10 protein-coding genes are annotated in these 12,828 nt (G+C 47.4%); 7 read left to right on the top strand and 3 right to left on the bottom strand.

The annotated features are described in order from the left end of the window. The first annotated feature begins 48 nt into the window (after positions 1–48). The 3 genes from GFS24_RS24045 (at position 49) to GFS24_RS24035 (ending at position 4,469) form a co-directional block, all read left to right on the top strand. Entirely contained in the window at positions 49–2,919 is a 2,871-nt protein-coding gene (locus tag GFS24_RS24045) for a PKD domain-containing protein (protein WP_153664088.1), read from the top strand. 9 nt (positions 2,920–2,928) lie between these two features. After that, complete coding sequence (locus GFS24_RS24040) at positions 2,929–3,978, top strand: PorP/SprF family type IX secretion system membrane protein (RefSeq protein ID WP_153664086.1); 1,050 nt, start codon at positions 2,929–2,931, stop codon at positions 3,976–3,978. Between the two features lie 239 nt (positions 3,979–4,217). Continuing rightward, complete coding sequence (locus GFS24_RS24035) at positions 4,218–4,469, top strand: T9SS type A sorting domain-containing protein (RefSeq protein ID WP_173003178.1); 252 nt, start codon at positions 4,218–4,220, stop codon at positions 4,467–4,469. A gap of 228 nt (positions 4,470–4,697) precedes the next feature. Here GFS24_RS24035 and GFS24_RS24030 read toward each other — a convergent pair whose 3' ends face one another. Then, entirely contained in the window at positions 4,698–5,870 is a 1,173-nt protein-coding gene (locus tag GFS24_RS24030) for a class I SAM-dependent rRNA methyltransferase (RefSeq protein WP_153664082.1), read from the bottom strand. A gap of 137 nt (positions 5,871–6,007) precedes the next feature. Between GFS24_RS24030 and GFS24_RS24025 the strand changes: the two genes are divergently transcribed. The 4 genes from GFS24_RS24025 (at position 6,008) to GFS24_RS24010 (ending at position 10,485) form a co-directional block, all read left to right on the top strand. Continuing rightward, positions 6,008–6,580 carry a nucleotide exchange factor GrpE gene (locus GFS24_RS24025; RefSeq protein ID WP_253906579.1) on the top strand — a complete coding sequence of 191 codons (573 nt, stop codon included), beginning with the start codon at positions 6,008–6,010 and terminating at the stop codon, positions 6,578–6,580. Between the two features lie 78 nt (positions 6,581–6,658). Then, positions 6,659–7,819: a molecular chaperone DnaJ gene (dnaJ, locus tag GFS24_RS24020; RefSeq protein WP_153664080.1), complete on the top strand. Its 1,161-nt coding sequence runs from the start codon at positions 6,659–6,661 to the stop codon at positions 7,817–7,819. A 58-nt stretch (positions 7,820–7,877) separates the two neighbouring features. Continuing rightward, a complete protein-coding gene (locus GFS24_RS24015) occupies positions 7,878–8,822 on the top strand; it encodes a class I SAM-dependent methyltransferase (protein WP_153664078.1) in 945 nt (314 codons plus the stop codon). 250 nt (positions 8,823–9,072) lie between these two features. After that, a complete protein-coding gene (locus GFS24_RS24010; RefSeq protein WP_153664076.1) occupies positions 9,073–10,485 on the top strand; it encodes a sodium:solute symporter family protein in 1,413 nt (470 codons plus the stop codon). On the opposite strand, the gene GFS24_RS24005 is transcribed toward GFS24_RS24010, so the two are convergent. Together GFS24_RS24005 and hpt are read right to left on the bottom strand one after the other, a co-directional pair. Further along, on the bottom strand, positions 10,445–12,214 hold the full coding sequence (locus GFS24_RS24005) for a von Willebrand factor type A domain-containing protein (protein ID WP_153664074.1): 1,770 nt from the start codon (positions 12,212–12,214) through the stop codon (positions 10,445–10,447). The genes GFS24_RS24010 and GFS24_RS24005 overlap by 41 nt on opposite strands. A gap of 73 nt (positions 12,215–12,287) precedes the next feature. Continuing rightward, a complete protein-coding gene (gene hpt, locus GFS24_RS24000) occupies positions 12,288–12,821 on the bottom strand; it encodes a hypoxanthine phosphoribosyltransferase (RefSeq protein WP_153664072.1) in 534 nt (177 codons plus the stop codon). Positions 12,822–12,828: the final 7 nt, after the last annotated feature.

The raw sequence follows: 12,828 nt of genomic DNA, 5'->3' as shown, positions 1-12,828 counted from the left end.
ATATTATAGATTTGTATAATTCATAAGTATCCCATATCCTTTGAAAAAATGAGAACCGTTCCTGCACCTGATATGAAAAACCCGCATACCGTGCGTAGCCAGCTTCTGCTGCTATTGCTTTGTATGCTGGCTGCTCCGGCGGTCATAAAAGCGCAGCAGGCTGGCTTTACATATACCAGTTCACCTGTCAGCCAGTGTGCCCCTGCCACTTTCACCTTTCGAAATACGAGCACCGGCACACCACTTTCCGTTTTATGGAATTTTGGTAATGGCAACACTTCCAACGACTTAAACCCTGTTATCACCTTTCCGGCAGCAGGGGCACTTACCATAACCCTCACGGCTTATTACCAGAACGGTAGCAGCAGCGCCACGCAAAACCTGATGGTGTATGCACTACCTGTACCAGACTTTACGGTAAATACGGCAATAGCCTGCGGCCCTTACACGGCTACCTTTACAGACCTGACGCCCGGAGGGGTACAGCGGATATGGGATTTTGGGGATGGCACGCCAACGGTTACCACTAACTCCCCCACTGTTCAACATCAATTTACCCGTATAGACACTTTTGATGTAACACTGACTGTTAGCAATACCAATGGTTGCAGCAAAACCCTTAAGAAGCAAAACTTCATTAAACTGGCCGCCCCGGTGATCAATGTTTCCGGAACGGGATTACAGGGTTGTGTACCTTTTTCTGCTAACCTTTCCGCGAGTGTTACCACCATCAATAACGATCCCGTTACTGCTTACGCCTGGGTCTTTGGAGATAGTCAAAGCGGGAATGCCACCACACCGGGGATCACACATGTTTATAACTCTGCCGGAAATTTCAACGTGAGCCTTTCTGTAACCACACAGCAGGGATGCACAGCACAACGCAACTTCCCGCAACTGGTGAAAACAGGTGCGGCACCCACCAATGTAAGTTTTACAGCTACAAGGCCGGATAACTGTGCAGGCAGCAGTGCCCGCCTCCTGGCCACAGCTACCAATGCCAGCCGCTACCGCTGGAATTTTGGCGACGGTACTACTTACGAAGGTTCAGAGAATGATATCAATCGCGTATTTCGTACAAGCGGCCCCGTTACCATACAAATGAGTGCAGGTTCCAATGGCTGTTTTACGAGTGCAACACCCATCACCCTCAACAATAACGGGCCAGTGGCTGATTTCACCTTCGCCCGCCGTTGTGATAACAAGAACGCTTATAACTTTACAAATACATCTGCCGGTTCTGCTTCAGATACATATGAATGGGATTTTGGCGATAATTCCCCCCTGGAAAACATTGCTCATCCCATCCATGCCTATACACAGCCCGGTACTTATAACGTGCGGCTCACAGTAAGGAACACCGCCCAGAATTGTATGAGCACGATCTTTAAAACAGTGTATGTGTTCGATGCAGATTTCCATACCGGCGTAGGAACTATTTGCCGGAGCAGTGAAGTGGACTACGGTGTGCTGCATGTGCCGCATACGCTGGTAGATAGCTACAACTGGAAGTTTGGAGATGGTACCACCTTAACCACTACGGAAGTAGACATCAAAAAAACAATGCTGGTGAAAGGGCTGTTCACAGACACGCTCATCATTCGTTATAACGATCCTGCGTATTGTGCAGATACAGTTGTGAAAACAGATCACCTGAATGTGATAGCACCCGTTGCCGGTTTCACGCTGGCTGCTACTGCCTGCGAAGGCCAGCCGGTAAGGTTTACAGAATCTTCCGTTCCTTCTCCCAATATCCCTTTAACGAACTGGAAATGGGATCTGGGAAATGGCACACTATCCGCCATACAGGTACCTGTTCCTACAAAATATAATGCCAGCGGCGCTTACCCGGTGAAGCTGGTGGTAACGGATGCACGTAATTGTGTGGATTCAGTGACCATCCAAATTCCAATACGCCCCACGCCTTTTGTGCATGCTGTAACACCACTGGCTAAGATCTGTGAAGGCACCAGCGTAACCCTGCAGGCACTCAGCAATGATCCGGTAGTCTGGAAACCTGCTTACCGGATGAGCTGCACCAATTGTTACAATCCCTCCGTTTCTCCGTTAAAAGATACTTCATACATAGTTGTTGCTACTAACGCATATGGCTGTACGGCAAGTGATACGGTAGCTATAAAAGTAGTACCCACAATTCATTTATCCATGAGCCCGGATACTGCCATCTGCCTGGGCATGAGTGCGCAATTACGCGCTGCGGGTGCTGTTACCTACACCTGGGCACCCAATTCAGAAACCATCAGCGGAACGGCTACGGCCATGCCGGTTGCAACACCCATAGTCAATACTACCTATACCGTAACAGCCCGTAATGATAACGACTGCCCTGCCGCTACCGCACAGGTAACGGTGACAGTGAAACCAGTACCGACAGTGAATGTTGGACCGGACCAGGTAGTAACGGCCGGTAGCCTGGTGCACCTCACTTCTACTTACAGCAACGATGTGGTAAAGTGGGAATGGAAACCTGGCACGTATCTGGATTGTGCTACATGCCCGCAAACGGTATCCACTGTCCGCCAGTCTATGGACTATGCACTGGAAGTAACCAGTACCAATGGCTGTACAAAATCGGATGTGATGAACATCAAACTGGTATGTGATAAGGGCAATGTGTTCTTCCCCACTGGTTTTACACCCAATGGAGATGGTGCTAACGACATATTCTATCCCCGTGGCAAAGGCGTGCAGGTGATCAAATCCCTGCGGATCTTTAACCGCTTTGGGCAGGAAGTATTCAAAAGAGAGAATTTCAATGTAGAGGATATCAGCCAGGGCTGGAATGGTACCATGAATGGAAAGGCACTGCCCCCGGACGTGTATATTTACCTTTTCGAAGCGGTTTGTGACACAAAAGAGAAATTCCAACTAAAAGGAAACGTAACTTTATTCCGATAACACCATACCATGAAAACGCCGAAGCCGATGAAAACACTGTGGAAAAGCGCGCGCCTGGTCATTTGCTGTGGCATGGCGCTTAACGCTAATGCCCAGGACATCCATCTGTCACAATTTGCCGAAACACCTATACTGCGCAATCCTGCGTTGATTGGCCTGTTTAAGGGAGACGTGCGTGTACAGGGCGTTTACCGCAATCAATGGAACAGCGTTACCATCCCTTATCAAACAGGTACCATGAGCGGGGAAATGAAATTCCCCATCGGCCAATACAATGACCATATTACGGCAGGTTTGCAAATGTCCTACGACAGGGCTGGTACTTCCAAACTTCAGTCCGTTCAGGTGCTGCCGGCCCTTAACTACCACAAGTCCCTTAGTGAGGACAAAAGCAGCTTCCTCTCCCTCGGTTTTATGGGAGGCATGGTACAGCGGCAGTTTGATCCTACACACCTTACTTTCAATAATCAGTATACCAATGGCCGTTTTGACCCTGCCGCCGCTACCGGGGAAGAGGGAAGAATGGCCAGGATCGGTTACACTTACTGGGATGCGGGTGTGGGCATGAGTTATAACGGGTCTTTGGGAGAAGAAGGCAATTACTTTATCGGGGCAGCCTATTACCATTTCAACCGGCCAAAGGTGTCCTTTTACGATGATAAGACCATCACGCTGGATCCTAAACTGAGCTTTAACATGGGCATTACTGTTCCGGTGGCTGAACGGGTAAAGCTGATTGCCCATTATAACGAGGTGCACCAGGGGTCTTATTCAGAATTCATCGGCGGGGCCATGATCGGTTACAGCTTGTATGACGAAGGGCTGGAATCAGACAGGGGCTTCTACGGAGGACTGTTCTTCCGCTGGAATGATGCGATAGTACCCATGATCCGGCTGGATATGGGCGCTTACGAAATTGGCATGAGTTACGATGTGAATGTTTCCCGGCTGCGGACTGCCAGCCAGGCAATGGGAGGGTTTGAATTGTCTATGGTTTTCAAAAGGTTCCTGAACAGCCGGAACACCACTTTGAACAGTGTAACCTGCCCGAGTTTCTAAAAAAGCGTTAACAAGCGTTAAAATTTTCAAAAAACCACTGCAAATAGATACTTTTTGGCTTAGCTTTTGTTATATTTATAATAAGATCAAAACCGAAAAAGTTTGACAGATATTTAAAAAAATCATTATCTTTGGATACTATGTTGAAGAACTCTACGCTCATTTTATTTTTAATGCTCTGTACCATATCCCTTCCGGCGTGGTCCCAAAGCACTAAATCTCTCCCTGAAACGGAGAGTGTGAGTAAAGTTGTTAAAGCCTATCCTAATCCTGCTACAACAAAGATCTTCTTCGAGATCCAGCGTAATAACGATAAGGTTTATGAAATTATTGTTTACAACTTCCTCGGCAAAAAAGTAGATCACCTCAAAAATATCGCCCAGCGTACCCAGGTGAATCTCGACAATTACTATAGCGGCTTATATATCTTCCAGTTACGTGAAAAGAACGGAAACCTCGTGGAATCGGGGAAATTCAATGTGGTCAAGTAAAGGGAAGGTTTAAAGATATTAAAAAGGCTATCGGATCGATAGCCTTTTTTGTTTTTTATGTCTCGCAAAGCCTTTACCACAGTATATCTCCCAGACCAAGTCCACCTCATCTCCACATCAAGTCCATACCAAGTCCACACCATCTCCACGGTTCTCCCGTGTTCCTTCCGTATATCACTCGTGTTCCCCCCGTATGTCTCCCGTGTTTCCTCCCATAGCAACAGCCTCTTACTGCACCTCTACGATCAGGAACTTCAGGTAAGTAGTGTTCTCTATATTCCAGAGAATAGGATGGTCCTGCGCCTGTGTCATGAAGGTTACCTGCCGTAATTTCTTACGGGCATCCTTGGCAGCCAAGTGAATGGTTTCCAGGAACATAGAGGGATCTACCAGGTTGGTACAGCTGGCGGTAACCAGGAACCCTCCGGGCTTCAGTAACTTCATCCCCCGCAGGTTGATCTCCTTATAACCCGTAATGGCCTTCTGGATATTCTCGCGGCTTTTGGTAAAGGCCGGCGGATCCAGGATCACCACATCAAATTTCTTGTCTTCTTTGGTCCATTGCTTCAGCTGGTCAAAAGCATTCACGGCCTGGAACTCACATTTATCCTGCAGGCCGTTCAGCTCCGCATTCCGGCGGGCGGTGGCTACCGCATTCTCTGAGATATCCAGTCCCAGCACACTTTTAGCTCCGTAATGGGCCGCATGGCAGGAGAAAGTACCGGTATAGCAGAACGCTTCCAGTACATTGGCGCCTTTCACGATATGCTGGATAGCACGGCGGTTATCCTGCTGATCCAGGAAATACCCTGTTTTCTGTCCGTTTACGATATCTACATGGAACTTTAAACCATTTTCCTTCAGGATGATGTTCGTGTCAAAAGGAGCGCTTAAAAAGCCCTTTTGCTGCGGCAAACCTTCCAGTTCCCGAACAGGCACATCGTTCCTTTCATAAATACCTTTAGGCGAGAATATTTTTTCCAGTGCAGCCACAATAGCTGGTTTCCAACGGTCTATCCCCAGCGCCAGGGTCTGGATCACGAGGTAGTCGTTGAATTTATCGATCACCAGGGCCGGCAGTTCATCCGCTTCCCCGAATACGAGGCGGCAGTTTTCCACATACCCTATCTTTTTCCGGTAATCCCAGGCCTTCTGCAACCGCTGCAGGAAGAAGCCATCATTTATCTGCTCATTCTTATCCCGGGTAAGCAAACGGACCAGGATCTGGGACTGGGGGTTGATATACCCTCTCCCCACAAATACCCCTGTATGGGTAAACACATCCACAATATCCCCGGGATTCACTTCCCCGTCTATCTGTCCTACTTCATTCCCGAAGATCCAGGGATGCCCGAGCAAGACCCTGTTCTGTATTTTTTTCTTTAGAAAAACCTTTGTCATGTATTTTATTTCGAAGGCGCAAAGGTACACATTCCCTGCTTTATGCAGGCTTTATGGTATTTTCTGCCAATTTGTCCCCATTCTACCCCTTGGCAAAATAATTGACCGTTGTACTTTTGCAGTTAATTTATACCATCATGACAGAAAACGACAAAGATATGCAGGCAAATGGGCAGCCGGAAGCTGACGGCTTACAGGATATTAATTCAGACGAGAACATGAGTGGGTCTTCCCATTTGAATGATGCCGTACCAGAAGAGAATGAACTGGATAAGGTAAGGAGCGAACTGGATGAACTGCGGAAGAAATACCTGCTGCTGAATGCTGATTTCGATAACTTCAAGAAACGTAATGCCAAAGAGCGCATTGAATTAATAAATACCGCCAACAAGGAAGTAGTGATTGCCTTACTGGATGTACTGGACGATTCCGAGAGAGCAGCCAAACAACTGGAAACCGCTACGGATATTAATGTTGTGAAGGACGGCGTATCATTGGTTTTCAATAAGTTACACAGTATTTTACAATCCAAAGGCCTTAAACCTATGGAAAGTCTCAACGAAGAATTCAATGCAGACCTGCACGATGCTATCACAGAGGTACCTGCCCCTGCAGAAGATTTGAAAGGCAAGGTCCTGGACGTTCTGCAGAAAGGCTACTACCTGAATGACAAGATCATCCGTCATGCCCGCGTAGTAGTAGGAAAATGACGATGTGACAGCAACATCAATGTCTACATAAATCCATAACAGCCCGCTCAGAGGAGTGGGCTATTCAAGTGTATAAACATGTCCACCAAAAGAGATTTTTACGAAATTTTAGGGGTGTCCAAAACCTCCTCCCAGGATGAGATCAAAAAGGCTTACCGCAAGGTAGCCATGCAATACCATCCTGACCGTAACCCCGGTAACAAGGAGGCAGAGGAACATTTCAAAGAAGCGGCAGAAGCCTATGAAGTGTTGAGCGACCCTGATAAACGCGGACAATACGACCGTTTCGGCCATGCCGGTATGGGCAACCGTGGCGGGCACGCCGGCGGAAACATGAACATGGATGATATCTTCTCCAACTTTGGAGACATCTTCGGAGAAGATATCTTCGGTAGTTTCTTCGGCGGCGGACGTGGCGGTGGTGGTGGAAACCGCCGTGGCAGAGGTACCCGGGGCAGCAACCTGCGGGTAAAGATCAAACTCAATTTTGAGGAGATCGCCAAAGGCGCCAACAAAAAGATCAAGGTTAAAAAACATGTAACCTGTACCACCTGTAACGGGCTGGGCGCAAAAGACAAAAATGCATTCCAGACCTGTACCACCTGCCAGGGTTCCGGACAAGTAAGGAAAGTGACCCAGACCTTCCTGGGCCAGATGCAAACCGTCACTACCTGCCCTACCTGTAACGGAGAAGGCCAGATCATCACCAATAAATGTTCTTCCTGTAAAGGAGAAGGCCGTCAATACGGTGAAGAAACGGTATCTATCGATATCCCGGCTGGTGTAATGGAAGGCATGCAGCTGAGCATGAGCGGAAAAGGAAATGCCGGCGAAAGAGGCGGTGCTCCCGGAGACCTGCTCATCCTCATTGAAGAAGAACCACACCCGGAATTACAGCGGGATGGACTGAACGTAGCCTACGATCTTCATATCTCTTTCCCTGAAGCCGCCTTCGGCATACAGGTGGAAGTGCCTACCATTGATGGTAAGGCCAAGATCAAAGTACCACCAGGCACCCAAAGCGGTAAGATCTTCCGTTTGAAAGGCAAGGGTTTCCCTTCTGTGAACAGTTATGAAAAAGGTGATCAGCTGATCCATGTAAATGTATGGACGCCGCAGACACTTACTTCAGAAGAGAAGAGCATGCTGGAGAAATTGCAGGACTCAGGGAACTTTAAACCGAACCCGGAGAAAAGCGATAAAGGATTCTTCGAGAAAGTGAAGGACATCTTTAGCTGATAATATTTTAAAAGCTGCACCACACACGGTGCAGCTTTTTTTATGCATCTTTGCGCCTATGTCCCACAAATTCGAGATGTTCGAGAACCGGCTGGCGAAAGTGCTGAAACACCTTCGCAAAACTGCAAAACGCCAGGGCATCACCTGCTTCCGGATCTATGACCGGGACCTTCCGGAATTTCCCCTTATCATTGAATTGTACGAGGATAAAGTGTATGTAGCGGAGTACCGCAGCCAGCACGGCATGGAAGAAGAAGCCTACGATGAATGGCTGCATACCAGCATGGAAGTATTGGCCAAAGTACTGGAAGTACCCGCAGAAGATCTTCACCTCCGTACCCGTCAGCGAAAACAGAACCGCCAGAGCCAGTACGAAAAAATGGACTTTTCCAAAGAAGAACTGATCGTACAGGAAGACGGGCTGAAATTCAAAGTGAACCTCTCTGATTATTTAGACAGTGGTCTTTTTCTGGATCACCGCATCACGCGGCATATGGTGCGGGAAGAAGCAAAGGATAAAAAAGTGCTCAACCTGTTTTGTTATACCGGTTCCTTTTCCGTGTATGCGGCAGCGGGAGGCGCAGCCAGTGTTACTTCTATCGACCTGTCTAAAACCTATCTCTCCTGGGCAGAAGAGAATATCAAACTCAATGATCTCTTTGATCCTGCCAAACATCAATACATCCATGCAGATGTGTTGCAATATCTCGATGAGCTTAAAACGAACACCTACGATCTTGTGGTGCTGGACCCTCCTACTTTCTCCAACAGCAAACGGATGAAGGATATCCTGGATATTCAGCGGGATCATGTGGAGATCATCAATAAAGTGTTACTGGCTACGAAGCCGGGAGGTGTGATCTATTTCAGTAATAACCTGCGCAAATTTGTGCTGGAAGAGGAAAGTATCCATGCTTCGTCTATAAAGAACATTACGGCACAGACGGTGCCTTTTGATTTTCAGGGGAAGTTGTTGCGGCATTGCTTCCGGATCGTTAAGTGATGGCGGCATTGTTTCAAAATCATTAAACTGTTGCGGCATTGCTTTACGATCGTTAAGTAATAACAGCATTGCTTCCTGATCATTATTAAAATAAAAAAAACACACTCGTTGCCCCCATTGCTTCCAGACCGTTATTAAAATAAAAAAAAACGCTCGTTGCCCCCATTGCTTCCTGATCATTATTAAAATAAAAAAACACGCTCGTTGCCCCCATTGCTTCCTGACCGTTAAATAAGTATCTTAGCCTTTCATGTTAATAGCATTCATCCTGGTTTACCTACTGGTAACCATCCTCATCGGGCGTTGGGCAGCACAACGCGTAAAAAGCGCCAGCGACTTTATGGTGGCAGGACGCAGCCTTCCACTGGGCATCAGCACCTGCGTAATTTTCGCTACCTGGTTTGGTTCTGAAACCATGCTGGGCGCTACCAGTGAATTTGCACAACATGGTTTACAGGGTGTAATGGAAGATCCCTTCGGTGCATCCCTCTGCCTCCTGCTGGTAGGATTATTCTACGCCAGGAAACTCTATCGCAGCAATGTGCTCACCTTCTGCGATTATTTCAAAGTACGATACGGTAAAAAAGCAGAAGTGATCTCTGCCCTGCTGATGGTGCCCTCCTACTTCGGATGGATTGCCGCGCAGATCGTAGCCATGGGCATTGTGATCAATACCGTAATGGGCATCCCCTCTTCCATTGCCATGCTGGCCAGCGGACTGATCGTGATGGCTTATACTTACATGGGTGGCATGTGGTCTGTATCGATTACAGATTTCATCCAGACCATCATGATCATCATTGGTATTTTAGTGATCACCTATAACGTGGTAGACCAGGCAGGCGGTTTGCAAACCGTGATAGACAAAGCACCCGCAGGCACCTTCCAGTTCTTTCCGCACAGCGACTGGAACAGCTGGCTCAAATACATGGCCGCCTGGTTCACGATAGGTCTCGGCTCTATTCCGCAGCAGGATGTGTTCCAGCGGCTCATGAGCAGTAAGAGCGAAAAGGTGGCGCAATATTCTTCTTACCTCGGCGCACTGATGTACCTGGTGATCGGCTCTTTACCGTTACTGATCGTGTTATGCGCACAACAATTATATCCTTCACTGGCAGCAGGTGATACAGAAAAGATCCTGCCGAATATGGTGTTGCAGCATGGCAGCCTGTTCACACAGGTATTGTTCTTCGGCGCATTATTATCTGCTATCATGAGCACCACCAGCGGCGCGATCCTTGCGCCTTCCACGGTGTTGGGAGAAAATATTATCCGCCCTTTCTTTAAAGATATCTCCGATGCAAAGTTCCTGCGCATCATTCGTTTATCCGTTGTGGTGGTATCTGCTATCTCTATGCTGATGGCATTGGGTAGCCAGAACATTTATGAACTGGTAGCTTCTTCTTCCGTGTTAAGTCTTGTTTCTTTATTTGTACCGCTTACGGCAGGTTTGTATTGGAAGCGGTCTAATGAAGCCGGGGCTGTGCTTTCCATAATAATGGGTACCGTGGGTTATATCCTCAGTGAAATATTTGAACCGGAAACGCCGCCTTTGTTTATTGGATTACTGAGTAGTATAGCGGGTATGGTGATAGGTACTTACTGCTGGAAAAAGAAAGACACTACTCCTTCAACCAGTTCGTATTCTTCTTCACCAGTTTGATCAGTTTTAAGAATTCGCCTCTGTATCCACCAGGATCATAGCCCAGTGCATGTCTGGCAATATCTGTGACCATGTTAATGGAACCTTCTCCTTTGTAATGAGATTTCCTTACCAGCATACCAAACAATGCCACAGAAGCCGCAAACCGGAAATCATCAGAGGCTTTTACAAATTCGGTTTTGTTATTTGTGATGGATTTTTCCAGGCAATGCATCGTGGTATCCAATGCAGGGCGGTACCAGATCTTCACATCTGTTAAAACACCACCAGGGTCTGCTGCTACAGGTTCGATCTCATAGATGGCCACCACACAATGGCCTGAGCCTACTATTCCTCCTACTATCTTTTCTCCGTTACTATTGTCTTCTTTCAGCACTTTGTTTTCATATCCTATCAGCCTGTAAGACTTTACCCGTGCAGGATTGAAGTTCACCTGCGCACGTACATCCCTTGCCACCGTAAAGAGTGTGCTGCCGAATTCTTTCGCAAAAACCTTCGTGGCTTCTTCCAGGTCATCTATATAAGCGAAGTTGCCATTACCTTTGCTGGCAAGGGTTTCCAGCTTGGAGTCTTTATAATCCTTCATGCCAAAACCAAGGCAGGTTAATAACACGCCACTTTCTTTTTTCTTCATGATCAGGTCTTCCATATCCTGGTCACTCGTTTGCCCAACGTTAAAATCTCCATCCGTAGCCAGTATCACACGGTTATTCCCGTTAGGGATGAAATTCTCATCGGCCAGCTGATAGGCCATCTGGATGGCCGCCTCTCCGGCAGTAGCGCCGCCGGCACTGAGGTAGTCGATCGCATTTAATATTTTCTCTTTCTGGTTGCCCGGTGTGCAGGGCAATACGAGGCCAGGGGCTCCTGCATAGGCAACAATCGCCACCCTGTCCCGCGGGCGGAGATTATTCACCAATACCCTGAAGGCAGCCTGCAACAGGGGCAGCTTATTAGGCGTACCCATAGAACCGGAAATGTCTATCAGGAATACGAGGTTGCTGGCAGGAAGACTATCTGTTTCCATCTGCTGTGCCCGCACGGCTATCTCTAATAAGTTATTCGCTTTATTCCAGGGGCAGTCTGTATAATTGGAATAAATAGTAAAGAGACTATCGTTACGGGGAGCGGGATAACTATAGTGGAAGTAATTGATCAGTTCTTCTACCCTTACGGCATCTACAGGAATGGGTTCCCGGAGTTTTACAAAGCGGCGCATATTACTATAGGCAGCCCTGTCTACGTCTATGGCAAAAGAAGAAACGCTGCTTTTGTTCGCATCTACAAATTTGTTCTCGTAAAGCTTGCCGTATGTTTCATCAAAAAAGGAGGATACCCCCATGCCTACGTTACCGTAGTTGGGATTAGTGCTATGGGCAAACCTTGCCCGGGCTTTCGCTTTGGCAATAGTCGCGTTATCTTCAACAATTTTTCCTAACGGGCTCAGCTCAATGAGCATGCGGTCATAATTGACGAGGGGCACAATCTTAGTCCTATACCCGGGGTGTTCAAAAACGAGGTGGGTGCTGCCAACTGGAATGTCTATACGAAATAGTCCATACTGGTTTGTCTTAACATTGACCGTATCTCCTAAAATACTGATCCTCACCTGTTGTACGGGATTACGACTAACGCTATCCTGTACTGCTCCTGTTACCCATCCTCTTTGTTGTGCCTCTGCCATCATGCTCCCGCATAGCCAACAAAGCAGTATGAGGAGTTTATGCATCGTAAATTTATTACATACAACGACACATAAAATTAAGGAAATATTTAATTAGTTGTTGGAACCGGGCTAAAATTTAGTCGGTTAACTGGTATATTTCCGGCAGATTTCTTCCTAAGCCATCATAATCAAGGCCATAGCCCAACAGGAATTTATTGGGAACGGTAAAGCCCAGGTAGTCTATCTGCACTTTATGGGTCATTGCGTCGGGTTTATTGAGGAGGGAAGCTACCAAAAGCTGCTTAGGCTGCTGGTGTTCCAGTTGGGGGAGGAACTGGCTGAGGGTTTTACCGGTGTCCACAATATCTTCCACGATCACTACGGTGCGGCCAAAGAGGTCTTCCTCCAGGCCAATGGCAGTAATAACGTTACCGGTAGATTTGGTGCCTTTATACGAAGCCAGTTTGATGAATGAGATCTCCGCTTCAATGGAAAGGTGTTTGAACAGGTCAGCTGCAAACATAAAAGATCCGTTCAGGATACCGATGAATAAGGGCTTAGAGCCTTGCAGGTCATCGCTGATCTCCTTTGCCAGCTCTTTAATGCGCTGTTGCAGGGTAGCTTCATCGAGATACGGCTCGAAGTGTTTATCGTGTACTTTTATAGTCATATACAGG

It is taken from the genome of Chitinophaga sp. SYP-B3965 (genome assembly GCF_009647655.1).
In the GTDB taxonomy this organism is placed as follows: Bacteria; Bacteroidota; Bacteroidia; order Chitinophagales; family Chitinophagaceae; genus Chitinophaga.
The sequence above is the reverse complement of the archived record's forward strand: the minus strand, read 5'-3'. Positions and strand labels throughout refer to the sequence as shown.

Excerpts from the sequence above, each read along its gene's own strand:
- hpt (WP_153664072.1), bottom strand. The coding sequence starts at position 12,821 with ATGACTATAAAAGTACACGATAAACACTTCGAGCCGTATCTCGATGAA.
- GFS24_RS24010 (WP_153664076.1), top strand. The coding sequence starts at position 9,073 with ATGTTAATAGCATTCATCCTGGTTTACCTACTGGTAACCATCCTCATC.
- GFS24_RS24005 (WP_153664074.1), bottom strand. The coding sequence starts at position 12,214 with ATGCATAAACTCCTCATACTGCTTTGTTGGCTATGCGGGAGCATGATG.
- GFS24_RS24025 (WP_253906579.1), top strand. The coding sequence starts at position 6,008 with ATGACAGAAAACGACAAAGATATGCAGGCAAATGGGCAGCCGGAAGCT.
- GFS24_RS24030 (WP_153664082.1), bottom strand. The coding sequence starts at position 5,870 with ATGACAAAGGTTTTTCTAAAGAAAAAAATACAGAACAGGGTCTTGCTC.
- dnaJ (WP_153664080.1), top strand. The coding sequence starts at position 6,659 with ATGTCCACCAAAAGAGATTTTTACGAAATTTTAGGGGTGTCCAAAACC.
- GFS24_RS24015 (WP_153664078.1), top strand. The coding sequence starts at position 7,878 with ATGTCCCACAAATTCGAGATGTTCGAGAACCGGCTGGCGAAAGTGCTG.
- GFS24_RS24040 (WP_153664086.1), top strand. The coding sequence starts at position 2,929 with ATGAAAACGCCGAAGCCGATGAAAACACTGTGGAAAAGCGCGCGCCTG.
- GFS24_RS24045 (WP_153664088.1), top strand. The coding sequence starts at position 49 with ATGAGAACCGTTCCTGCACCTGATATGAAAAACCCGCATACCGTGCGT.